A 22,583-nucleotide genomic window follows, 5' to 3' on the forward strand; every position below is an offset into this window, starting at 1 on the left:
GCGCACGGCATGCGCGCTTCGCATGACGAACGTTCGACCATCGCGCATGAGCGCGCGAGTCGGTATAGCATGCATCGCATGAAGATACTGTTGACCGGACCGGCGGGGCTGTTTCGCGAGGGCGTCGCGGCGCTCCTGCGGGGATTCGCGCAGGATGCCGAAGTGCACGCGGCCGACCGTCTTCCCGATCGATGGCCGGACGAACGCAAGCCCGATTGCATCGTCATGGACGGCGATCGTCTGAACGATGTCCGCGCGCAACTCGACGCCGCGCGCGAACGTGTCGGAACGACGCCCGTGATCGTGCTGTTGAGCATGGCCACGCGCGAGCAAGTCGATGAACTGATCGCGACGGGCGTCGCGGGATGTGTCGAGAAATCCGCTTCGGCAGAGCTTCTTTTTGGTGCGATCGGCCTCGTGCTGGCAGGCGGCGTTTCGCTGCCGCGCTCGCTGCTTTCGTCGGAGAGAAGCGAATTGCGCATGCCGTCCGGAAACGTCGCGCCGGACCCGAACCTGCATCTGACGCCGCGTCAGCTCGAAGTGCTCGCGCTGCTCGCTCGCGGACGCTCCAACAAGACGATCGCGCGCGAACTCGATGTCGCCGAGGCCACGGTCAAGACGCATCTCACGACGATATTCAAGGCGCTGAACGTATCGAGCCGTGGCGAAGCGAGCGCGGTTGCGGCGCGCATGGCGAAGATCCGCGAGACGCAGGTCGATCACGCCATCAGCGGTCAGCTTCCGGTCGCGCGCCTGCTCGCCAGAATGGAAAGCCAGCGTTTCCGGCCCGGCGAAGTGCTGTTTCGCAAAGGCGATCCGAGCGGCCAGATGTTCTACGTCGAGAAGGGCACGGTGCGGCTTTCGGAGCTCGGCATCGAACTGGGCGCGGGCACGGTGCTCGGCGAAATCGGGCTCTTTTCGCCGGAGCATCGGCGCACGTCGACGGTGATCTGCAAGACGGACTGCGAGATGCGAACCGTTTCCGCCGCCGATGCCATTCGGCTCTACTATCAGGAGCCCGAATTCGCGCTTTATCTGGTCCAGCTCATCGCGAGCCGGCTACAGGCCGACAAGGATCGAGGCGCTTAGGAACGCTTCCGTACATAGTGCGGAAAAGGCGCCTTGCTATTCACCGATGCAATGACTACGTTATGGTGTGCGGCAGACATTTCGTGACCCGAAACATCGGACGCGAGTAAAAGATGCCGGGCGTCGCGGCCATTCAAATCATCATCAAACACCGCGCGAGACCCGCGTCTGCCGTCCTGCTGCGCTTGATGCGATCTCGGTGAGAGCATGGGCCATCCGTTATCGAACGGACGCGCCGTCGATCGGTCTTGAAAGTATGAACGCGGAACTTGCCGGTACGGCCAATGTGTTGCAACGCGTCGTGCGTACGATCCTGTTCGCCGATCTCGTCGAGTCGTGCCGGCTCGCCGAAGCGGACGAAGCGGGAACGGCCGCGCGCTGGCGCAATCTGCGCGCGGTCATTGAAAACCGCATCGTGCCGGAGCATCAGGGGCGGCTGATCCGCACCGAAGGCGACGGCCTCATGATGCTGTTCGAGCACGCGTTGCCGGCGGCGCGTTGCGCGCTCGACATTCAGGCGGCGTGCAGGGCGAGCGCGGCCGATCGCGGCGACGGCAACGCCGGGGCCGAGCCGCTCATGTTGCGCGAGAGTCTGCACGAGACCGAGCTTTTCGCGGACGAGCGCGACGTCTACGGACGCGGCGTGAATCTGGCCGCGCGTCTCTACAACCTCGCCGGACCCGGCGAAATCGTGATGTCGGATTGCGTGCAGGCGCGGCTCGCGGGCGTTTTCGACGCGTGCATCGAGGATCTCGGCGAGTGTCATCTGCGGCATCTGGCGCATCCGGTGCACGCGTTCCGTCTCGGCGGACCGGGGCCGCGTCCGGTGATCGCGCCGAACGCCATCGGCGCGGCGGTGCTGCGGCCTTCGATCGCGGTGATTCCGTTCGCGTCGCGCTGCCTCGACGCGAGCCATGACGTGCTCGGGGAGATTCTCGCCGACGACATCATCATCGGTCTCTCGGGCAGCGACGAACTGCGCGTGATCTCTCGGCTATCCACGAGCGCGTTGCGTGACCGGAGCGCGAACGCGTCGCAGGCGGGCGCGCTGCTCGATGCGCGCTACGTGCTGTCGGGCGCGTATCGCACGCATGGCGGCAAGATCGTGCTCGCCGTCGAACTCGCCGATACCAAACTCGCTTGCGTCGTCTGGGGCGAAACGCTCACCGACAGCATCGACGCCGTCATCGCGGGCGAAAGCACGCTCGTCGCGCACATTCATACGTCGGTTGGCACGCGGATCGTGGCGCACGAGCTCGAACGCACGCGCAGCCAGTCGCTGCCGACGCTCGAAAGCTCGACCTTGCTGCTCGGCTCGATTGCGCTGATGCATCGCGGCGTGCGCGACGAATTCGAGCGCGCCGGCCAGATGCTCGACGTGCTCGCGGAACGCGCGCGCGGCCAGGCGACGCCTTACGCATGGCTCGCGAAATGGCACGTGCTGCGCTTCAATCGCGGCTGGACGACGGACCGCGTCGGCGAGGCGCATTCCGCGCTCGCCTGCTCGCGGCGCGCGCTCGACGCCGATTCGCGCTCGTCGATGGCGCTCGCGGTCGAAGGTTTCGTCCGCACGAATCTGCTCAAGCAGCTCGATGCCGGCGAGGATTGCTACGAGCGCGCGCTGGAGGCGAATCCCAACGATTCGCTCGCGTGGCTGCTCAAGGGAACGCTTCATGCATTCAAGGGCGAGGGCGACGAAGCCGTCGCGGCGACGGGACATGCGCTCGCGCTCTCGCCGCTCGATCCGCTGAAGAGTTTCTACGAGTCGCTCTGCGCGACGGCGGCGCTTTCCGCGCGCCAGTACGAGCGCGTGATCGAACTCGCGGAGCATTCGCTGCGCAACGGGCCGAATAACACGTCGACCTTGCGCGCGCTCGCGATCGCGCAGGCGGAACTCGGTCTCGTCGACGATGCGCGGCTCACGATCCGCAAGGTGCTCGCGATCGAGCCGCATCTCACCGTGCGCGGCTTTCTGGAGCGTTCGCCGAGCGCGGCGTTCGAGACGGGCCGCATCTGGTCGGACGCGCTGCGGCGCGCGGGTTTGCCGTTGCAGTAGCCCGCAGGCATTCCTGACGAAGCAAAGAGGTGAACGAATGGCGACTCTCGGCGGAGTGGGCGGCGTAGGTGGCGTGGGCGGTGTGGGCGGCGTGGGCGGCGTCGGTGGCGTGGGCGGCGTCGGGGGAGTGGGAGGCGTCGGCGGAGTCGGCAGCGCCGACATGCTCGGCGGCGCCGAATCGCAGACGATGGGTCTCATCGGCCATCGCGACGGCATCTGCGGGCCGTGGCAGCCGGGTCAGCCGTTTGGGATCAATCCCGAAGAGGACGAATTCCGCACGGACGCGAACGGCAATCCCGTTCGCAATCTCGACGACAACGGCCAGCTCTGGCGCTGGGACGACTGGGTGCGGGCGAGCGTGTTCGACTTCGAACTGGTGTCGAATCTCGCCTTCACGCTCTCGCCAAAGGATGCGGAAGAGGAGGCTGGCGGGACCGGCGTGACGCTGTGGGATCGCGGTTTCAGGATCGACCCGAACGACACCGCGCCCAAGTTCGATCCGCCCAAGCTGATCGTTCAGATGCATCGGCCGGGCAAGGACGTGTTCGTCAAGCAGCTCACGTTCATGGATCGCTACTCCGACCTGCGCGCCGAACGGGCCAATGAAACGCTGCTGCAGATGGGACCGCAAGCAGCCTTCTGGAGCTCGATTCTTTTCCTGAGTCCGCAGCGCACGCCGAAGACGCTCGAACTGCTCGCGACGGCGGTGCGTTTCGCGATCGCCGTGGAAATGCGTTTCAAGCACGCGCTCGCGTGCAGCCGCGCGATCGACTATTCGCCGCAAGTTCAGCCGATGATCCCGACGCCCGGCCACGGCTCGCTGCCGAGCGGACATTCGACGCAGGCGTACATCGTCGCGGGCGTGATGAACGATTTCTTCCGAGATTTACGCAACGCGCCGATGGCGACCGGCGCGCAGCCGTCGACGGCGCTGCACACGCAGCTTTACGCGCAGGCGCGGCGCGTCGCGCTCAACCGCACGATCGCGGGCGTGCACTTCCCGGTGGACACGGCGGCGGGGCATCTGCTCGGGACGACGCTCGCGGAGTATTTCGTGCATCGCTGCAAGATCGACGGCGATCGGGGCACCTTCACGCCGCGCACGTTCCGGGGCGACCAGTTCGACGGCGAAGAGGACTTCAACGATCAGGAGCCGCTCCTCTGGCCCGCCAACGCCACCGCCGCGCAGCAGACCGATCCGCCGACGATGGTGTCGCCCGATTACCCGCATATCTGGCTCGGCAAGCCGAAGCCGACGGGCGCAGGTTCGCCGATTCTCGCCTGGCTATGGAACGAGGCGAAGAACGAGTGGAACGGCAAGGGCTTGAGCGGAAATCGCGTGCCGACATGAACGCGATCTGGCAGGTCCATTCGGATGCCACGCCGCTGCTGGACGAAACCGAAGCCGGCGTGCTGGGCGTAACGCGCGCCGATCCATACCTCGTGTGGGCCGTTCTCACGCGATTCGCAGACCTGGGCGGCCCGCCGCCGGGCTTCGTGCCGATCGCCATCGAGACGGCGCAGGGCACGACGGCGCGCAAGCTCGCCGAGACGGTGCAGGGCAAGAGCGGGATATGGATGTCGGCGCTCTATCGTCATCCGGCCGCGGGTCTCGAAAACACGCGCTTTTGCACCGCATTCGTGACGGCGGCGTTTCTCGATCATCTGAAGACCGATCTCGCCGGCATGATCGAGCGCTTCACGCTCGCGATGCCGGTGCTGGCCGGCGAGCCGCCGCGCAGCGATCCCGTGCCGGTCACGAATCAGGACAAGCTCGCTCACGCGCCGCGTCGCCATGGCGCGCCCAAGGTCGTCGTGGTCGGCGCATGCGACGACGCCATCGCGTTCGCGCACGCGCATTTTTACGCCGATGCAGCCGGCACGGACTCGCGCGTGCGCTGTTTCTGGAATCAGGACGATCCGGCCAACGACGCGCAAGGGCTCGGATACGGGCGCGAGTTCCTCTCGGCGGACATTCACAAGCGGATGAACGACGCGCGGCGCGACGGCGTAATCGACGAAGAGGCGCTCTATCGCGATGCGGGCGCGACGGCGCTCGCCCGCGGATGGACGCACGGCACCGCGACGCTGGACCTCGCCGCGGGCGTCGATTTGCGGCGGCCCGATCTTTCGGCGCCGAATCCGAATCGAGCGCCGGATCCGCCGCCCGAACTGGTCGCCGTGCAATTCCGTCAGCCGGGCCGGACCGTGCGCGACACGTCCGGTCTCTGGCTCGACGCGCAGGCGCTCGATGCGTTGCGCTACATCATCGCGCGCACGCGGGACATCGCCGGCGACGTGAGCCGCGCGTTCATCAATATGAGCTATGGCTATTTCGCCGGTCCGCACGACGGCACGTCGATGCTCGAATGCGCGATGGACGAGCTCTCGCAAACGCGAGCCTGCTCCATCACGCTCCCGGCGGGCAACAGCAATCTCGACCGCTGTCACGGCACGCTGTCCATCGCAAAGGACGCGACAGAAGAACTGCGCTGGCGCGTGTTGCCCGAGTGTCTGACGCCGAGTTTCGTCGAAATCTGGCTGCCCGATATAGGAGATTCGAACATCGAAGTCGCGGTGCGGCCGCCCGGCGGCGGCGCGAGCGCGGGAATCCAGCCCGGCAGCGTCGCCGCCTGGACGCTCGGCAGCGAGCGCCTGTGCACGGTCGTGCATCTCGGCCGCGGCGCGCGCGGCAAACCGCCGATGATTCTCGTCGCGCTCGCGCCGACGATGACGCGCGACCCGAACCGGCGTCCCGCGCCGAGCGGCGACTGGATGATCGAGCTGAAGAATGCCAACCAGAACAGTGACATCGAAGTCCAAGCCTGGGTGCAGCGCAACGAGACGCCCTTCGGCTTCCCCGTACGCGGACGCCAGTCCCGCTTCGACGACGATGCTTACGTGCGCTTCGACAAATACACCGCGCCGCAGGACTACGACGGCCCCAATCCGCCGAGCTGGATCCGTCGCGAGGGCACGCTCAGTTCGATCGCGACGGGCTTTCAGACGTGCGTCGTCGGCGGCTATCGCAAGCAGGACCTGGCCACCGCGCCGTACTCCTCGTCGGGCTTCGACCGCGCGGGCAAGCCGCCCGATCGCGCCGGGCCCGACGTGGCCGCCGTATCGGATCGCTCGATCATCCGCAAAGGCGTGATGGCGGCGGGCACGCGCAGCGGCTCGGCGCTTGCGTTCGAGGGCACGAGCGCCGCCGCGCCGCAAATCCTGCGCAAGATCGCGGTGTCGCCGCCCCAGGGCGCCACCTTTTCGACGACGCCCCGTCAAGACACGCGCAACAAGGCGACGTTGCAGACGATCACGTCCGCCGGCGTCACCGAGCAAGGCCGCAAGCTCGACGCGGACGAGCGGGGCCGGCGCGTGTCGCAGGGCAACGTCGGCGCGGGCATCGTGAAAACGCCGCCGACGGACATCGAAGACCGCTGACGCCCGCTCATTCGTGCGCTTCTAGCGCGAGCAGATTCAGCACGATCAGGATCGCGTCGCGGTTCTCCGGCGCGATCGCGATGCCGAGCGTGTCCTCCATCCAGCGGCCGATTTTCGTCGCGGCGAAGGATTTCGGCGTCGCTTTCTTCTTCATCGTCACGCCGAGCTTGCGGGCGCGATAGTGATACGACGGCACCTCGTACCGGTCCGCGACGGCCTTGAGCCCGCCCTTGCGTTCGCCGCACGCGCCGAGACTCCCTGCGAGGACGATCCGGTCCGGCGCATCGAGCGCCGCGACGAACGCGCGCGCGAGACCGCGCACGTCCGCCTCGCTCAGACCGAATTCGGCGAGCGCGGCTGCCACCGGATCGTCGGGAGCGTGCGCGCGCGAATCGACTTCGGCCTGCACGCCGTCGATCTCGATCGACAGATTGCGCTGCAGGCTCGCGCTGCGCAGACAGTCGATCAGGAAGCGGCGAAAGTACGCGCACAGCGCATGCGCCGTGGACGGCGCGCTCTCCGGCGACGCGTGCGACGGGCGCTGCTCGAAGTCGAGCCGCAACACGCGCGAGAAGAAGAATTGCGAGATCAGCTCCTCCTTGTCCTCGGGCAGTCCGCGCAACTCCGACGGGTAATAGCCGCGCAGCGCCGCCAACACCAGCTTGTAGATCTGGCCGATTTCGCTGTCGGAGAGACTCGTCCGGCGATGCCACAGTTCGGCGAGCGTCGAGGTTTCGAGCGCGAAGGCGCTTGCGTCGCGATGAGTCAGCGCGTCCATGATGACGCTCCCGTTCCCCTGAATCCTCTGTGCGTGAACATGGCCCCTCCTGCGTTTGCTGCGCCGCCCGGCGCGTGGCCCGAGGCGTGTCGGCTTTTCAGCCGTTCCTGCGAGCCGGCGCTTTCAAATTAGTCACGGCGGGGCGCGCGCAAAATCGGCTGGATGGCCTACATCGAAAGTCGTAGAAAGGGGATGGCCATAAAGTTTTCGGCTGACCGGCCGATAGCGCATGAGGAATCGAGCGCCGGGCGTCATCTCGGCGTGGGCCTGAGGCGGTCGAACCGCAAGAAAAAGCAGTCGCAAAAGACTGACAAGAAACGAGAGAGGGCCGATGACTGGTGTCTACAATCCGCTGCTGGTCTGCCTGTCGCTGGTGGTCGCGTTCCTCGCGTCCTACACGGCGATGGAGCTGTCCGGCGGCCTGAATGCGCTTGCGAGCGCGAAACGCCGCCCCGCCTGGCTTGCCGGCGGCGCGGTGTCGATGGGCGTCGGCATCTGGTCGATGCACTTCATCGGCATGCTCGCGTTCTCGCTGCCGATTCCCGTCGGCTACGACGTGTCCATCACGGCGGCGTCGCTCGTGCTCGCGATCGGCGTGTCGTTCATCGCGCTCGCCACCGCGAGCCGGGGCGCGCTATCGTGGCCGCGCCTCGTCGTCGGCGGCGCGATCATGGGCGTCGGCGTCGCGGCGATGCACTTCACCGGCATGCGCGCGATGGAGATGTCGCCGGGAATCGACTACACGGTCTGGAAAGTGGCGCTGTCGGTCGCGGTCGCGATCTTCGCGTCGATGGCCGCGCTCTGGCTCGCGTTCACGCTGCGCGCGTCGAACGTGGAGAACCGCGTCGTCAAGCGGCTCGGCGCGGCGATCATCATGGCGGTCGCCATCACCGGCATGCACTATCTGGGCATGGACGCGGCCAATTTCGCGCCGGGCAGCCTCTGCCTCGCCGATGCCAAACTCGACGCGAACTGGCTCGCGCTCGTCGTCACGGCGATGTCGTTCACCGTGCTCGTCGGCACGCTCGCGCTGTTCGCGCTCCACACGAGCAGCCTGTCGATCTCGCTGAAGCGCGCGAACCGGCAACTGCGCTATCTCGGCACGCACGACGCGCTCACGAGGTTGCCGAACCGCCAGCAACTCACGCTGCGCATCGCGCAGGCGATCGAAGACGGCGCGCGCCGCGCGTCGCCGTTCGCGGTGCTCTTCATCGATCTCGACGGCTTCAAGTCGATCAACGATTCGCTCGGTCATGGCGTCGGCGACGATCTGCTGCAGGTATGCGCCGAGCGTCTGCGCGAGGATTTGCGCCATACCGACATGGTCGCGCGGCTCGGCGGCGACGAATTCGTGATCGTGGTCGGGAACGCGGCGGACACCTCGGCGGCAATGACGGTCGCCAATGGCGTGCTGGGGCGTCTCTCGCAGGAGATCGTCGTCAACGGCTTGCCGCTGCGCGTGAGCGCGAGCATCGGCATTGCGTTTCATCCGCGCGACGGCGCGAACGCCGACGAACTGCTCCACAGCGCCGACGCCGCCATGTACGCCGCGAAGCAGAGCGGGCGCAATACGGTCCGTGTGTTCGAGCCGCAGATGAATCACACGGCGCTCAGGTCGCTGATCCTTCAACGTGACCTGCATCGCGCGTTGAGCGACGACCAGTTGAGCCTGTCGTTTCAGCCGAAGTTCAGCGTCGCGTCGCAATCGGTGACGGGCGTCGAGGCGCTGATTCGCTGGCGTCATCCGGAGCTCGGCGAAATCGCGCCGCTCGAATTCATTCCGATCGCCGAGCGCTCCGGCCTCATCGTCGAAATCGGCGACTGGGTGTTGCGCGAAGTGTGCCGCAACATCGCGCGATGGGACGCGGACGGCCTGCCGGCGATCTCGGTCTCGGTGAATCTGTCGCCGATCCAGTTCAACGTGCCCGATCTCGTCGCGCGCGTCGATGCGCTGATCGCCGCGTCCGGCGTCGATCCGTCGCGCCTCATGTTCGAGATCACCGAATCGACGGCGATGCAGAACATCGAACGGACGAGCCGCACGATCGAGGCGCTGCAAGCGCGCGGCTACGCCGTGGCCATCGACGATTTCGGCACCGGGTATTCGAGCCTCTGTTATCTGCAGCGCTTTCGTTTCGATCAGATCAAGATCGACGGCTCCTTCGTGCGCGATCTCGATTCGTCCGGGCAGCGCGGCAGCGCGTTGCTGTCGGCGGTCGTGACGCTCGCGCGCGCGTTGCAGATCGAGGTCGTCGCGGAAGGCGTCGAAACGCAGTCGCAATTCCGCACGCTCGGCGAACTCGAATGCGATCAGATGCAGGGTTTTCTGCTGAGCCGGCCGATGCCCGCGGCGGAACTTCCGGGCTTCTTGAGCAGCATGGCGGGACGGATCGTCGCGTCCGGCCGCGCCTGCGCCGCGCCTATCGGCTGACGCGCGGCGCGCCCGCCCACAACGCGATTGCGCTCAGATTGTCCGCGCCGGCGGGCGCGTTGCGGCGCGCACGAGCCGCGAGCGCGGCGAGCCAGCTTGCGGCGTCGCCGGCATCGTCGATCGAATCGATCATCGACGCTTCGTCGAGATGTTCCCAGAAGCCGTCGCTGCAGACGAGAAACGCGTCGCCATCCTCGATCGGAAAGGGCACGCGCGCGGCTTCGATCTTCAGTTCGTCGTCGGTGCCGAGCGCCGTGTGCATCACGCTGCGCAGCCGGTATGGCTGCGCGCTGCCCTGATCGAGCGTCTGCAGGACGATGCGTCCGTTCCTGAAACAGTAGATGTGCGTGTCGCCGCAATGCGCCCAGTTCGCGTGTGCGCCTTGCGGGTCGATCGTGAGGATCGCGGCGGTCGAGCGCATGCGTTCGCGCGTGCCGCCGGCCGATTGCGCATCGACGATCGCGCGGTTCGCGGCGAGCATCGCATCGGCGAGTTGTCCCGTTTCGACGCTCTCGCCGCGCGTCGCGCAATCGCGCAGCACGTCGCGCATGGTGTCGACGACGAGTTGCGCCGCGACGTCGCCGCCGCCGAGACCGCCCGCGCCATCGGCGACGATGCCCGCGATCAGCCGGCGATGCGCGACCAGCACGAGCCGGTCTTCGTTGCTGTTGCGACCGCCCGGATCGGTGAAGCTGGCGAGATCGAATCGCATGGGGCTACCTTGAAGGCTTGTCATGGTTGGCGAACGTCGATGAGCGATGCGCGGGCCTTCCGCGCGGGCTACGCGATCAAGACGAACGCGCGTCCGCACTTTTGAAACTCAAGGCGCGAGCCAGCCACGGCGAATCGGCCACGACGCGGCCTTGCGATAGAGCGCAATCAGCAAGCGCATCAGCGCTTCTCCGGCACGCGCCCAGAGCGGCGCGACGAGCGCATACGCGATGCACGCGACACCGATTGCGCCCGCCATATCGAGCGGAAAATGCACGCCGATGCGGACCCGCGCCCACGCGACCGCGACGCCCGCGAGCGCGGCAAGCAGGCCGTCATGCCAGAGACGCGCAAGCAGCAATGTCAGCGCGACGCTGGCGAAGAGCGTCCCGTGATCGCTCGGAAACGACGAATCGGGCACATGCTCGATGAACGTATGGCCGAGGCCGATCATGAACGGCCGCGGATGCATCCACAGCATGCCGATCAACTGATTGAGCCCGAGCGCGAGAAACGTGACGCAGCACGCGCGCACGGCCGCGCCGCGTTGAAGGCGGCCGCCGAAGAGCCACATGAACGCGAGCAGCGCGGGAATGAGATAAACGAGATCTTCGGCGATGGCGATGGCAACGTCGATTTGCCATAGCGGCGTGGCGGCTCGCGCGTTGATCGCAAGGAACCACGCGTGGTTGAGCGCTTCGAGTGCATTCATGCGGCAGTTTCGCTGGTTACGATGATCCGGCCGATCGTATCCGGCGAAACTTATGCGACCCTTAGCCGTGGCTCGCGCGCGCTATTTGCCCTTTGAATTCTGCGCGATGGCTTCGTCGGTTTCCCAGCCGCCGCCGAGCGCGCGAAAGAGGTTGACCTGATCGATCGCGACCTGACCTTCGGCGGCCGCGACCTGCGCCGCGACGCCGGTGAGCGTGCGCGTCGCATCGAGATCGTTGAGGAAGGACTCGCGTCCCGCGCGATACAGGCGATTCGTCTCATCGGCGGATTCGATCGCCGATTTATACGCGGTGCGCAATGCATCGGCGCGCGTGGTGTCGGATGCGTAGGTCGCGAGGCTGCTTTGCGTTTCCTGCAGCGCCTTCAGCACGACGCCGTCGAAATGCGCGAGCGCGCCGCTCGCCGATGCTTCCGCCTGCGTCACGCGCGCGCGCTGACCGTTGATCGGAAAGCTCCAGCTGATGAGCGGCCCGAACGCCCAGCGGTTCGTGTTCGCGCCGAACAAGTCTTCCGCGATGCCGACGGAACCCACCGATGCGCCGAGACTCACCGACGGATACAGCGCCGCCGTCGCGACGCCGATGCGCGCCGTCGACGACGCGAGCTGCCGTTCGGCCTGACGCACATCGGGACGGCGCTTCAGCAGCGCAGCGCCATCGCCGACCGGAATCGGCGCGCGCAGCTTCGGCAGCTTCTTGCAGGCGAGCGCGGCTTTGGGCAAGTCGGACGGCGCGCGCGCGAGCAGCATCGCGAGCCGATACTGCGCGACGCGGCGGCGCGCGACGAAGCGCGGAATGTCGGCGGCGAGCGTATCGGCCTGAGTCTGTCCGCGCGTGACTTCCGACTGATTGCCGCGGCCCGCGTCGCGCAAACGCTGCGTGAGCTTCACGCGCTCTTTCTGCAGGTTGAACGACTTCTGCGCGATCTCCAGCTCTTCGCCCGCCGAGCACGATTCGACATACGCGCGCACGACATCCGCGACCACCGTGATGCGCGCGAGATCCTGCGCGGCCTCGACGGCTTCGTCGTCCGCGTTCGCTGCTTCGACACCGCGCTTCAGCTTGCCGAAGAGATCGATCTCGTAGGAAATGGACAGATCGAGCGCGCCTTCGTTGACGACCGGAAGCTTCTCCGACAACAGATATTGCTCGGCCGATTCCTGCGCGCGCTGAAACGCGGCCGAGGTCTTGCCGGAGAATCCGCCTTGCTTGTTCGCGAACTCGACTTCGGCGCGCGAACGCGCGAGATTCGCGGCGGCGACGCGCAAATCCGTATTCGATGCGAGCGCCTGCGTGACGAGCTGATCGACGACGGGATCGTCATAGAGACGCCACCATTTCGCGGGCACTTCGCCTTGCGTGACGGGCGCGCGATCCGCGCCGTCGATGGCCGCGTTCGCGTAGGGCGCCTTGATCGCGGCGTTATCGGGCAGCGTGTAGTTCGGTCCGAGGGTCGTGCAGCCGAAGAGCGCGAAGGCCGACGAAGCCGCGATGGCGATCGCTTTCATGATGCGCGTGCCGTTCATCGCGATGTGCCCGACGTGCTCGAAGTCGGCGCGGGCGCCGATGCGGGCGACGCCTCCGACGCCGCGCGCTTGCCGATCTTCGGCCCGATGCCCCGCACCGAAACCGTCGCCGTGCGTCCCGCGATCATGCGGAAGTCGGCGGGGATCTCATCGAGCGTGACGCGTACCGGAATGCGCTGCGCGAGACGTACCCAACTGAACGCGGGGTTCACGTTCGGCAGGAGACTCGGGCTTTGCTGACGGTCGCGGTCTTCGATCGCCGCGACGATGCTCTGCACATGACCGCGCAAAATGTTGGCTTCGCCCATGACCTTGATATCGACGGGCTGGCCGATATCGATGCCGCCGAGCTTCGTTTCTTCGAAGTAACCCTCGACGCGGAACGATTGCATGTCCACCACCGACAGCACCGCGCGTCCCGCCGACACGAATTCGCCGGTGCGCGGCGCGCGATCGTTGAGATAACCGTCGACGGGACTCACGATCTCCGTGCGCTGCAGATTCAGGCGCGCGGTATCGATGGCGACTTCGGCATCGGCGAGGGCGGCTGTCGCCTGCTCGACGCGCGAATGCGTTTCCTCGACGACTTCGCGCGCGACGAGATTGCCGAGCGCGCGATTGCGCGCATCTTCGCGACGCGCCTGATCGAGCGTGGCGCGGCGTTGCTGCGCGGTCGCCTGCGCATTGCGCAGCGCGAGCGTGTAGCGCGCCTGATCGATCACGAAGAGCACGTCGCCTTTCTTCACCTGCTGATTGTCGGCGACCTTCACGTCGGTGATGAGGCCGGACACGTCGGGCGCGACTTGAATGACATCGGCGCGCACGTGGCCGTCGCGCGTCCACGGCGCGAACATGTAGTAATCGACGAGCTTCCACAACACGACGCACGCAATCGCGACGACGATGAGCGTAAGCAGAATCTGTCCGAGAGAGAACCAGGTTTTTTTCACGAGATGAGCCGCTGCGAAACGATGACGACAACGCCCAGCACCAGAACATAGATGCCGAGATCGAAGATGGAACGGTGCCACACGAAACGATAAAAGCCGACGCGCGCGAGCACGTTGCGAATCGCCAGATTCAACAGATAGGCGATGAACATCAGCACGAGCACGGCCGGCACGAAGACGCCGAGAATGTCGATTTCGCCGATCATGTATGGCGTTCCGATGAAGAATGAGTGACGAAGATCATGCCGGCTCTTCCTGCGTCGCGGGCGGATGCAATGAGAGCCGCATGCCGACGAGCGCGTGCAGCGTGTCGCGCAGCCATCTTTCCGCGGCCGCATTCTGCGACTGCTCGAGCGCGCGCGACGTGACCTGAGCGCTCGTCGCATCGATGCTGCGAATCAGCTCGGGCGGCACCGGCTGTCGTGCGCGCCGCGCGATGCAGGATTCGAAGTAACGGCGCAGTGCGTCGAGCGTATCGTCGACGGATGTCTGTATGTCCAGCGGCAGCTTGCGGCGCGTGCGGCGCAGATCGAGTGCATTGAGCGCGACACGAAAATCGCGAAAGCTTTCGATCGACGGATGACGATGCGAGTCCGTCGCGGCATGACGCGGCAAGAGCTGCATCAGACGGTCGAGCATGCGTGCGTAGAGATTGCGCTGATCCGCGATCAGCACCGAAGGCGACGCGCTCAGCACGATATCGGCCCACGCCGAGCGCGTGAGACGCGCGGCCGCGAGTTCGGCGCCGAACGGACGCGTCATGCGCGTCCAGATGAATGCGAAGAGCAGGCCCGCGACGCCCGCGAGATTGCTGTTGGCGAACACGAAGAAGTCCGCTTCGTAGGCGCTCTGGATGCTGATGAAGGTTGCGGTGTTCACGGCCGTGAGCATCGTGACGAGCGTGAAGCGCGGGCGCGGAATCAGCGTGCCGATAATAAGGAACGGCACCGCGAAAATCACGACGAGCATCGGGAAATCGTGTACGTGCGGCAAGACGGCGAACACGTAGAGTCCGGCGAGCACGACGCTCAGACACGTCGCGAGAAAGAACGTGAACACTTGCGGCGCGGGCTCGTCGAGCGCGGCGAAGAAGCAGCACGCGACGGCGGCGAGCGTCACGGCGGCCGCGCCGTCGTTCCATCCCGATTCGATCCACAACCCGCATGCAACGATGATCGCGCTCACCGCGACGCCGGTCGAAAAGAGCATCATGCCGCGATCGAAAAAGCGCGCGGTGCCGCCCAAACGCCAGTGACGGAAGTGCGGACGCCATTCGCTCGTCTCGTTGAGAATGGCCGCACGCAACGCGCGAATGTCCTGCCATACGTCGATGACCTGACCGAGACGCCACAGCGCATTCGAGAGCAGCGCGCCGTCCGCGCTCGCGAGCGCTTCGACGGGCGGACGCATCGCATTGATGCGCTCGCGGAAGGCATCGGGCGCACGGTCGTTTGCGACATCCTCTTTGGCGCGCGGCGTGGGCGAGCCGACCCACGCGGCGACGTCCTTCAACAGCGCTTCGAGCCCTTCAGGATGCTCGCCGTGCTTCCCGATCAGTTCGATGAGCGGATCGGCCATCGATGAAATCAGCGGCAGAAAGATCTGCATGCGTCCCTGCAACGCGCGCGCACGCCGGATGATGTCGGGCCGCGTGTGATCGTAGGTCAATTGGCTCAGCAGGAATTCGAGTCCGTTGACGGTCGCCGCGAGCCGCTGCCGCGCCGCCGATATGGAGGCGCCCGCGATATGCCCCGAGAGCGTTTCGCTCGCGTAGAAGGCGGCGTCGCGGAACCATGCGTCCGTTCGTTCGATGAGCGTCGGCGCGAGGCGGCTCGGAAACACCACGCTGCCGACGACGCTCGCCACCACGATGCCGAGCAGGATCTCTTCGGTGCGCGTGATCGCGAGATCGAAGACGGCCGTCGGATTCGTGACGGCGGGCAGCGCGATCAGCGGCAGCGTGTAGCCCGCGAGCAGAAACACATAGCTGCGCGCGCTGCGGTCGAACATCGAGAGAAAGAGCAGCGTGCCCGTCCACAACGCGACGCTCACGCTGAAGAGATACGGCGATTCGACGAACGGCGGCACGATCAACACCGCGCCCGCCGCGCCGATCATGGTGCCGAGCGCGCGATACAGCGCCTTCGAGCGCGTCGCGCCGACGAACGGATTCGACACGATATAGACGGTCGCCATCGCCCAATAAGGACGCGGCAATTCGAGTCTGAGGCCGATGTAGAGCGCGATCATCGCGGCGGCGAAGGTCTTGGCGGAAAAGAGCCACTCGCGCGCGGATGGAAAGGACATGGCGCTATGCTCCGCGCTTTGCGGCGGACCGCGCCGGCTTTGCGGTTTGATCGCCGGCTTCGAGTGCCGCGAGCAGCTTCGCATCCGGCGACGCGCTGAACACGTTCAGCACGCGCAATGTCGTTTCCAGGTCTTCGCGGCTCACGCCCTTCAATAACCGCGCGCGCAGCGCGACGAGACGCTCTTCCATGCGCGCGGTGACGGCGCGGCCTTCGTCGGTAAGCGTGATGGTCTTGGCGCGCTTGTCTTCGGGATCTTCGTCACGGCGCACGAGTCCGGCCGCGCAAAGCTGATCGAGCAGCCGCACGAGCGATGGCCCTTCGATGCCGACATGCTCCGCGAGCGTCACCTGACGCACCGCCTCGCCGAGCCGGTTGGCCGTGAGCAGCGGCACGGCGCATGCTTCCGACACGCCGTACGAGGCGAGCACGCCGTGGCTCGTGCGGCGCCAGCGTCGCGCGGCAAGCACGAGCGTGCTGCTCACGGAGCGGCGCAGAAAGTCGAGATGAGTCATGCGGCGGGATTATAGCGAGAACTCTATTCGTTAGCATGCTATCGACTTATGTTTTTTCTTTCAGATTGCGTACGGTAGGCATGCCCGGAGAGGCAAATTGGCGTGCTATCTTTTCGGCTCGATCATCCTGCCCGAGCCGCCATGCCGATTGCCTATATCCGTGGCTTGACTTCGCCCAGCCGCACCGATTCCGCCAACCGGCGTCTGGGCTGCGCGCTCGCCTTCGTCGCGGGCGCCGCGAACGCGGGCGGCTTTCTCGCGGTCGGGCAATACACGTCGCATATGTCGGGGCTCGTTTCATCGATCGCCGATAACCTCGTGCTCGGCCAGATCGCCTTGGTCTTTTCCGCGATCGGCGCGGTCGGCGCGTTCCTCGGCGGCGCGGCGACTTCCGCGGTGCTCATCAACTGGGGACGGCAGCGGCGCGCGCATAGCGTGTTCGCAACGCCGCTTTTGCTCGAAGCGGCGCTTCTGCTCGTGTTCGGCATGCTCGGCGCCAATCTGGAGACGCATCGCGTATGGGATGTGCCGTTGACCGTCGCGCTGCTTTGCTTCGTGATGGGCCTGCAAAACGCGATGATCACGAAGATATCGAAGGCGGAGATCCGCACGACGCATGTGACGGGTCTCGTGACGGACATCGGCATCGAGATCGGCAAGAGCCTTTACTGGAACCGCGGCGTCGCGCGCGACGATGCCTCTTATGTGCGCGCGAATCACGCGCGTCTCGCGCTGCTGAGTTCGCTCTTCGCGATGTTCATGCTCGGCGGTTTCGCGGGCGCGATCGGCTTCGCGCATCTCGGCTTCGCGACGACCGTGCCGCTCGCCGCGTTGCTGCTGCTGTTCTCGTCCGTGCCGCTCGCGGACGATCTCGCGGCAGGCAGACGCCGCCTGCGCCGCTAAACGGCCTCGGCCGCCTCCCTGACGATCCAGTCGCGAAAGAGCTTCATGCCGTGCGAAAGACGCCGTGACTTGAGCCACGTGAGCCAGTAGCTGCCGGTTCTCACTTCGACATCGAACGGACGCACGAGCAGCCCGGCCTGCAACTCGCGCACGAACATGCGCGGCGGCGCGAGCGCGACGCCCGCGCCTTGCACGGCGGCTTCCACCATCAGGCGCGACGAATCGAAGACGGGACCGTTCATCGTCCATGCGTCGAGGCCCGCGGCGTCGAACCAGTCGCTCCAGTCGTCCGCGCGATAGGAGCGCAGCAGCACTTCATTGACGAGATCGGATGGCGTGTAAAGACGCCGCGCGATGTCGGGCGCGCACAGCGCGGCGAGCGGCGCATCGAGCAGCAGCGCGTTATGCGTCGCCGGCCAGACGCCCGCGCCGAAGCGGATGGCGAAGTCGAGCCCTTCGGACGCGGGATCGACGAGATTGTTATGCGTGAAGAGCCGCAACTCGACGAACGGATGCGTCTCGCGAAACGCCTTCATGCGCGGCATCAGCCAGCCGACCGCGAACGTGCCGACCACGCCCACCGTCAGCACTTCGTGAAAGTGGCCCCCTTCGAACTGCTTGAGCACGGCTTCGATGCGGCCGAACGCATCGCTCAACACGGGCAGTAACGCGCGCCCTTCGTCGGTGACGCTGAGGCCGCGCGGGAGGCGTCTGAAAAGCGGCGTGCCGAGCCGTTCCTCCAGCGCGCGCACTTGCTGGCTGACGGCCGCCTGCGTGACGTTCAATTCCTGTGCGGCGCGCGTGAAACTCAGATGCCGCGCCGACGCTTCGAACGCGCGCAACGCATTCAGGGGAAGATGAGGTCGCATGGCTCGCATAAGTTTTTCTATTGCCAGCGGCAAATTATCCTCGATTGTCGAAGTGCGAAAAAGAGCGGATATTTCGCTTCGTTCCAATCATGCAAACCAGAACGAAGGATCAAGACAATGAAGTTTCGCGCGCTGAGTCTTTTGGCAGCAGCCATTTTTTCTTTTGGCGCGATGTCCGGCGCCGCCTATGCCGACGATGCAGCGAGCGTCAAGTCGACCGTCGATCAGACCATCAAGCCGTTGATGGCGCTGCACGGCATTCACGGCATGGCCGTGGGCGTCGTCGTCGACGGCAAGCCTTATGTGTTCGAGTACGGCGTGGCGTCTAAGGCGACGAAGCAGCCCGTCACGCGCGATACGCTCTTCGAACTCGGCTCGATCAGCAAGACGTTCACCGCGACGCTCGCATCGTATGCGCAGATCGAAGGCGATCTTTCCTTGAACGATCCGGTGAGCAAGTATCTTCCATCGCTCGATGGGACGGAGTTCGGCAAGGTGACGTTGCTGAATCTCGGCACGCACACGCCGGGCGGCTTGCCGCTGCAAGTGCCCGACGAGATTCACGACAACGAGCAACTGATGCAGTACTTCAAAACATGGCGTCCGGCCCGGCCGCCCGGCACGATCCGCACGTATGCGAATCCCGGCATCGGCACGCTCGGTCTCATCACGGCGAAGAGCATGAAGCAGGACTTCGCAGCGCTGATGGTGACGCGTCTCTTTCCCGCGCTGGGACTGAAGCAGAGTTACATCAACGTGCCCGCTTCGAAGCAGCGCGATTACGCGCAAGGCTATACGAAAGACGACGCGCCGATACGCATGAAAGGTGGCGTGCTTTCGCCGGAGGCTTATGGCGTGAGATCGACGGCTGCGGACATGACGCGCTTCCTGCAGATCAACATGAACCTGGTGCGTATCGATCCGGCGTTTCAGCGCGCCGTCGATGCCACGCACACGGGCTATTTCCAGGCCGGCCCGATGACGCAGGATCTCATCTGGGAACAGTATCCGTATCCGGTCGCGTTACAGCCTTTGCTCGATGGAAACTCGTCGTCGATGATCCTGAACGCGACGCCCGTCACGCGCATCGATCCGCCGCAAGCGCCGCGCGACGACGTGTGGATCAACAAGACCGGCTCGACCAACGGCTTCGGCGCCTATATCGCGTTCGTGCCGAAAGCGCGCGTGGGCATCGTGATGCTCGCGAACAGGAACATCCCGAACGAAGAGCGTGTGAAGGCGGCGTATGCAATCATCACGTCGTTATCCGGCGGACGATAAACACGAGAGCCATGCGAATCGATCCCTACAGTCTCGAACTCTTCATCGCGGTCGTCGAGGAGGGATCGATTGCGCGCGCCGCGAGCCGCAGTCACATCGCGCCGTCGGCGTTGAGCAGGCGCATCGCCGATCTCGAAGCGGCCATCGGCGTCGCGCTGCTCATTCGCTCGCCCTCGGGCGTGCAACTGACCGAAGCGGGGCAGCATGCTTATGCGAGCGCGCGTTCCATTCATGGACAACTCGAGAGCATGGCGCGCGAAGTTCAGTCGATGAGCGGCCAGATCGCGGGCGTCGTGCGTCTCTATGCCAATGCGTCGGCGATCGTCGGCTTTCTGCCTGAACGTCTCACGTCGTTCAAGGCGCGCTATCCGCTCGTCGAGATCGCGTTGACGGAACAGATCAGCGATGAAGTGATTCGCGCGTGTCTCGACGATCGCGCGGATGTCGGGATATCGGCGAGCACGAAGGCGCATGCGGGTCTCGATACATGGCGCTTCGTCGACGATCCGCTGATGGTCGTCCTGCCGCCCGGTCACGAACTCGCGCAAGCAGACGCGCTGAGCTTCGCCGAAGTGACGCGCTTTCCGCTCGTCGCGTTGCAGGCAGGCGGCTCGCTCGATCAGACCTTGAAGGAACACGCCGATGCCGCGCGCGTGCCGCTCAACGTGACCGTCACCGTCAACAGCTTCGATGCGCAATGCCGCATGGTCGAAGCGGGACTCGGCATCGGCATCGTGCCGACGAGCGCGGCGTCGGCGTTCGCGGGTTCGCGCAATTTCGTGCGCGTGCCGTTGCGCGAAACGTGGGGCAGCGGCCGATGCCTGCGCGTTCATGCGCCGCGCAAGTCTTCGCGGCTGAAGGCGGTGCAGGCGCTGATCGATACGCTCATCGGCGAGGGTTAACACGGACATCGCGTCTCGCGATGGCCCCAGTGCCGAACGAACACTTCATGCACGCGCGCGGGTGCGTCTAGATTGGCGTCGAGGAGAATGCGATGGCCAATCTGAATGTAAGCGGACGAATCCTGTTTCTGAGCGCGGACGCCGCGAAGGTCGAGCAGCAACTCGCCGGCGAGGATCTCACGCTCGATGAAGCGGGCGCACTGCGCGACGATGTGTCCACCGACGAAATCACGCCGATCAGCGTGCTCACGCGTTTCGACGAGCGGCTCGGTCAATGCCCGTATGTCGGGTTTCATGCGGACGGGCGCAATCCGATCGGCCACGATGCCGTGCGCGCGGGCCGCTTTCAGGTGACGGTCGCGGGCAATCGCTATGGCAAAGGCTCGTCGCGCGAACATAGCCCGCTCGCCGAATATCACGCGGGCATACGGCTCGTGATCGCGCGGAGCTTCGAACGCATCTATCGGCAGAACGCGGACAATCTCGGGCTTTTCACGTCGACGGATTTCGGCCTGATCGAACGCATCCGGCGCGGCGAGGCTATCGATATCGATGAACTCGTTGCGGATCGCGATCCGTTGGCGGCGGCGATCCTTACGAGCGGCGGACTGTTGCGCTATGGAAAGTTGCATATGCAACGAGTCAGCATCGGCGAAGCATCGCACGATGAAGCGCCGCGCACGCTCGTAGAGAAAATTCTCGCGCGTCACACATTGACGACCGATGTGACCAACGCATCGCTCGAAGCGGGCAACGGCATCTTCGTGCGCGCGGACTGGCGCTTCATCCACGAGTACTACACGGGCATGGCCGCGCATATGCTGCACGCGGCATTCGGCCGCCCGCTGACGCTGCACGAACCGCGCAGCATGCTCGCGTTCGAGGATCATCTGTCGTATTCGCATCGCAGCGAACTGCATATCGGGAACGGGCTGCTGCCGAACGTGCGCGAGTTATCGGACGCGCATCGCACGTTCGCGCATGACTACGATGTGCGCAATCACGGCTATCTGAGCGAAGCGAACAGCGAGCTCGACGAAGGCTCCGAAGGCATCTCGCACGCGATGATGGCCGAGCGCTACGCGTTGCCCGGCCACGTGATCGTCGGAACCGATTCGCATACGCCGCATAGCGGCGCGCTCGGATGTGTCGCGTTCGGCGTCGGCACGACGGACATGGCGAACGCATTCGTCACCGGCGCGGTTCGCATGACGGTGCCGCAATCGTTGCTCATCGAACTATCGGGACCGATTCCCGCGGGCGTCACCGCGAAGGACATCGTGCTTCACTTGCTTGCCGATTCGCGCATACGCGCGGGCGCGGGCGTCGGCAAGGTGTTCGAGTTCGCGGGCACGGCCATCGCGAGCCTCTCGACCGATGAGCGCACGACGCTCACCAACATGACGGCCGAGTTAGGCGGCTTCACCGGCATCGTCGCTCCCGACGATGAAACCGTGCGCTTTCTGAAGGCGCGGCGCGGCATCGACTTCAAGATCGAGCCATGGATGCGGAGCGATGAAGGCGCGCGCTACGCCGATGTCATCGCCATCGATTGCTCGCGTCTCACGCCGATGCTCGCCGCGCCCGGCGATCCGGGCAACGGCATCGCGCTTGAAGCGCTCGATGAAAGGCCGGTCATCGATATCGCGTATGGCGGTTCGTGCACGGCAGGCAAGCGCGAGGACTTCGATCACTATCACGAAGTACTTTCGTGGGCGGCGAAGCGCGGCTTGCGCGTGCCCGGCAATGTGACGCTCTATTTGCAATTCGGCACGCAGGACGTGCGCGACTATTGCATCGCGCAAGGCTATGTCGATGCGTTCGAGCGCGTCGGCGCGATTCTGCTGCAACCGTCGTGCGGTGCGTGCGCGAACTGCGGACCAGGTTCGTCGACACAGGCCGAACAAGTCACCATCAGCGCGATCAATCGCAATTTTCCGGGCCGCTCGGGTCCGGGGAAAGTATGGCTCGCAAGCCCGCCGACGGTAGTTGCAAGTGCAATTATCGGCCGCATCGCATCGTTCGCGGAGTTGCAAGAACGCTTCACGCAGTAAGCACGCAGCATGACAGAGCCGCCATCGATGCGGCTTCAAA

At 65.4% G+C, this 22,583-nt stretch carries 18 protein-coding genes; 9 read left to right on the forward strand and 9 right to left on the reverse strand.

What is annotated here, in order from left to right; all coding sequences use genetic code 11:
* Positions 1-78 precede the first annotated feature (78 nt).
* The 4 genes from BG60_RS24935 to BG60_RS24950 all read left to right on the forward strand — a co-directional run bounded on the left by BG60_RS24935 (position 79) and on the right by BG60_RS24950 (position 6,586).
* Positions 79-1,089, forward strand: a complete 1,011-nt coding sequence (locus BG60_RS24935; protein ID WP_033536286.1) for a LuxR C-terminal-related transcriptional regulator — start codon at positions 79-81, stop codon at positions 1,087-1,089.
* A gap of 256 nt (positions 1,090-1,345) precedes the next feature.
* A complete protein-coding gene (locus BG60_RS24940; protein WP_008348385.1) occupies positions 1,346-3,145 on the forward strand; it encodes an adenylate/guanylate cyclase domain-containing protein in 1,800 nt (599 codons plus the stop codon).
* 37 nt (positions 3,146-3,182) lie between these two features.
* A complete protein-coding gene (locus BG60_RS24945; RefSeq protein WP_051996625.1) occupies positions 3,183-4,496 on the forward strand; it encodes a phosphatase PAP2 family protein in 1,314 nt (437 codons plus the stop codon).
* A complete protein-coding gene (locus BG60_RS24950) occupies positions 4,493-6,586 on the forward strand; it encodes a S8/S53 family peptidase (RefSeq protein ID WP_008348382.1) in 2,094 nt (697 codons plus the stop codon). Before BG60_RS24945 ends, BG60_RS24950 begins: the two co-directional genes overlap by 4 nt.
* Positions 6,587-6,593: 7 nt before the next feature.
* On the opposite strand, the gene BG60_RS24955 is transcribed toward BG60_RS24950, so the two are convergent.
* Positions 6,594-7,364 (reverse strand): hypothetical protein, encoded by a 771-nt coding sequence (locus tag BG60_RS24955; protein ID WP_008348380.1) that lies wholly within the window; start codon positions 7,362-7,364, stop codon positions 6,594-6,596.
* Between the two features lie 331 nt (positions 7,365-7,695).
* Here BG60_RS24955 and BG60_RS24960 point away from each other — a divergent pair, with 331 nt between their 5' ends.
* Positions 7,696-9,795: a putative bifunctional diguanylate cyclase/phosphodiesterase gene (locus BG60_RS24960; protein ID WP_008348378.1), complete on the forward strand. Its 2,100-nt coding sequence runs from the start codon at positions 7,696-7,698 to the stop codon at positions 9,793-9,795.
* Here BG60_RS24960 and BG60_RS24965 read toward each other — a convergent pair.
* The 7 genes from BG60_RS24965 to BG60_RS24995 all read right to left on the reverse strand — a co-directional run bounded on the left by BG60_RS24965 (position 9,785) and on the right by BG60_RS24995 (position 16,534).
* Positions 9,785-10,507: a PP2C family protein-serine/threonine phosphatase gene (locus BG60_RS24965; RefSeq protein ID WP_008348376.1), complete on the reverse strand. Its 723-nt coding sequence runs from the start codon at positions 10,505-10,507 to the stop codon at positions 9,785-9,787. The genes BG60_RS24960 and BG60_RS24965 overlap by 11 nt on opposite strands.
* Before the next feature lie 108 nt (positions 10,508-10,615).
* Positions 10,616-11,218 carry a phosphatase PAP2 family protein gene (locus BG60_RS24970; protein WP_008348374.1) on the reverse strand — a complete coding sequence of 201 codons (603 nt, stop codon included), beginning with the start codon at positions 11,216-11,218 and terminating at the stop codon, positions 10,616-10,618.
* Positions 11,219-11,299: 81 nt separating this feature from the next.
* Positions 11,300-12,745, reverse strand: coding sequence for an efflux transporter outer membrane subunit (locus BG60_RS24975; protein WP_033536283.1), 1,446 nt, complete (start codon positions 12,743-12,745; stop codon positions 11,300-11,302).
* Between the two features lie 14 nt (positions 12,746-12,759).
* On the reverse strand, positions 12,760-13,713 hold the full coding sequence (locus BG60_RS24980) for an efflux RND transporter periplasmic adaptor subunit (RefSeq protein WP_034473159.1): 954 nt from the start codon (positions 13,711-13,713) through the stop codon (positions 12,760-12,762).
* Positions 13,710-13,919, reverse strand: a complete 210-nt coding sequence (locus tag BG60_RS24985; protein ID WP_008348368.1) for a DUF1656 domain-containing protein — start codon at positions 13,917-13,919, stop codon at positions 13,710-13,712. The genes BG60_RS24980 and BG60_RS24985 overlap by 4 nt, the downstream gene beginning before the upstream one ends.
* A gap of 34 nt (positions 13,920-13,953) precedes the next feature.
* Positions 13,954-16,020 carry an FUSC family protein gene (locus tag BG60_RS24990; RefSeq protein ID WP_008348367.1) on the reverse strand — a complete coding sequence of 689 codons (2,067 nt, stop codon included), beginning with the start codon at positions 16,018-16,020 and terminating at the stop codon, positions 13,954-13,956.
* 4 nt (positions 16,021-16,024) lie between these two features.
* Positions 16,025-16,534 (reverse strand): MarR family winged helix-turn-helix transcriptional regulator, encoded by a 510-nt coding sequence (locus BG60_RS24995; protein ID WP_008348365.1) that lies wholly within the window; start codon positions 16,532-16,534, stop codon positions 16,025-16,027.
* 141 nt (positions 16,535-16,675) lie between these two features.
* On the opposite strand from BG60_RS24995, the gene BG60_RS25000 reads away from it, so the two are divergent.
* Positions 16,676-17,437: a YoaK family protein gene (locus BG60_RS25000; RefSeq protein ID WP_008348363.1), complete on the forward strand. Its 762-nt coding sequence runs from the start codon at positions 16,676-16,678 to the stop codon at positions 17,435-17,437.
* Here BG60_RS25000 and BG60_RS25005 read toward each other — a convergent pair.
* Positions 17,434-18,315, reverse strand: coding sequence for a LysR family transcriptional regulator (locus BG60_RS25005; protein ID WP_008348361.1), 882 nt, complete (start codon positions 18,313-18,315; stop codon positions 17,434-17,436). The two genes, BG60_RS25000 and BG60_RS25005, sit on opposite strands and share 4 nt — an antisense overlap.
* A gap of 108 nt (positions 18,316-18,423) precedes the next feature.
* On the opposite strand from BG60_RS25005, the gene ampC reads away from it, so the two are divergent.
* The 3 genes from ampC to BG60_RS25020 all read left to right on the forward strand — a co-directional run bounded on the left by ampC (position 18,424) and on the right by BG60_RS25020 (position 22,543).
* A complete protein-coding gene (ampC, locus tag BG60_RS25010; protein WP_008348358.1) occupies positions 18,424-19,587 on the forward strand; it encodes a class C beta-lactamase in 1,164 nt (387 codons plus the stop codon).
* A gap of 11 nt (positions 19,588-19,598) precedes the next feature.
* The gene (locus tag BG60_RS25015) at positions 19,599-20,489 is read left to right on the forward strand and encodes a LysR family transcriptional regulator (RefSeq protein ID WP_008348356.1); all 891 of its coding nucleotides are present in this window, start codon (positions 19,599-19,601) and stop codon (positions 20,487-20,489) included.
* Between the two features lie 92 nt (positions 20,490-20,581).
* On the forward strand, positions 20,582-22,543 hold the full coding sequence (locus BG60_RS25020; RefSeq protein WP_008348354.1) for an aconitase family protein: 1,962 nt from the start codon (positions 20,582-20,584) through the stop codon (positions 22,541-22,543).
* The last annotated feature ends 40 nt before the right edge of the window (positions 22,544-22,583 follow it).

The organism is Caballeronia zhejiangensis, assembly GCF_000698575.1.
GTDB lineage: Bacteria > Pseudomonadota > Gammaproteobacteria > Burkholderiales > Burkholderiaceae > Caballeronia > Caballeronia zhejiangensis.

Excerpts from the sequence above, each read along its gene's own strand:
- ampC (WP_008348358.1), top strand. The coding sequence starts at position 18,424 with ATGAAGTTTCGCGCGCTGAGTCTTTTGGCAGCAGCCATTTTTTCTTTT.
- BG60_RS24975 (WP_033536283.1), bottom strand. The coding sequence starts at position 12,745 with ATGAAAGCGATCGCCATCGCGGCTTCGTCGGCCTTCGCGCTCTTCGGC.
- BG60_RS24990 (WP_008348367.1), bottom strand. The coding sequence starts at position 16,020 with ATGTCCTTTCCATCCGCGCGCGAGTGGCTCTTTTCCGCCAAGACCTTC.
- BG60_RS24960 (WP_008348378.1), top strand. The coding sequence starts at position 7,696 with ATGACTGGTGTCTACAATCCGCTGCTGGTCTGCCTGTCGCTGGTGGTC.
- BG60_RS24955 (WP_008348380.1), bottom strand. The coding sequence starts at position 7,364 with ATGGACGCGCTGACTCATCGCGACGCAAGCGCCTTCGCGCTCGAAACC.
- BG60_RS24950 (WP_008348382.1), top strand. The coding sequence starts at position 4,493 with ATGAACGCGATCTGGCAGGTCCATTCGGATGCCACGCCGCTGCTGGAC.
- BG60_RS24995 (WP_008348365.1), bottom strand. The coding sequence starts at position 16,534 with ATGACTCATCTCGACTTTCTGCGCCGCTCCGTGAGCAGCACGCTCGTG.
- BG60_RS24935 (WP_033536286.1), top strand. The coding sequence starts at position 79 with ATGAAGATACTGTTGACCGGACCGGCGGGGCTGTTTCGCGAGGGCGTC.
- BG60_RS25005 (WP_008348361.1), bottom strand. The coding sequence starts at position 18,315 with ATGCGAGCCATGCGACCTCATCTTCCCCTGAATGCGTTGCGCGCGTTC.
- BG60_RS24940 (WP_008348385.1), top strand. The coding sequence starts at position 1,346 with ATGAACGCGGAACTTGCCGGTACGGCCAATGTGTTGCAACGCGTCGTG.
- BG60_RS24985 (WP_008348368.1), bottom strand. The coding sequence starts at position 13,919 with ATGATCGGCGAAATCGACATTCTCGGCGTCTTCGTGCCGGCCGTGCTC.
- BG60_RS24970 (WP_008348374.1), bottom strand. The coding sequence starts at position 11,218 with ATGAATGCACTCGAAGCGCTCAACCACGCGTGGTTCCTTGCGATCAAC.
- BG60_RS24945 (WP_051996625.1), top strand. The coding sequence starts at position 3,183 with ATGGCGACTCTCGGCGGAGTGGGCGGCGTAGGTGGCGTGGGCGGTGTG.
- BG60_RS25000 (WP_008348363.1), top strand. The coding sequence starts at position 16,676 with ATGCCGATTGCCTATATCCGTGGCTTGACTTCGCCCAGCCGCACCGAT.
- BG60_RS25015 (WP_008348356.1), top strand. The coding sequence starts at position 19,599 with ATGCGAATCGATCCCTACAGTCTCGAACTCTTCATCGCGGTCGTCGAG.
- BG60_RS24965 (WP_008348376.1), bottom strand. The coding sequence starts at position 10,507 with ATGCGATTCGATCTCGCCAGCTTCACCGATCCGGGCGGTCGCAACAGC.
- BG60_RS25020 (WP_008348354.1), top strand. The coding sequence starts at position 20,582 with ATGGCCAATCTGAATGTAAGCGGACGAATCCTGTTTCTGAGCGCGGAC.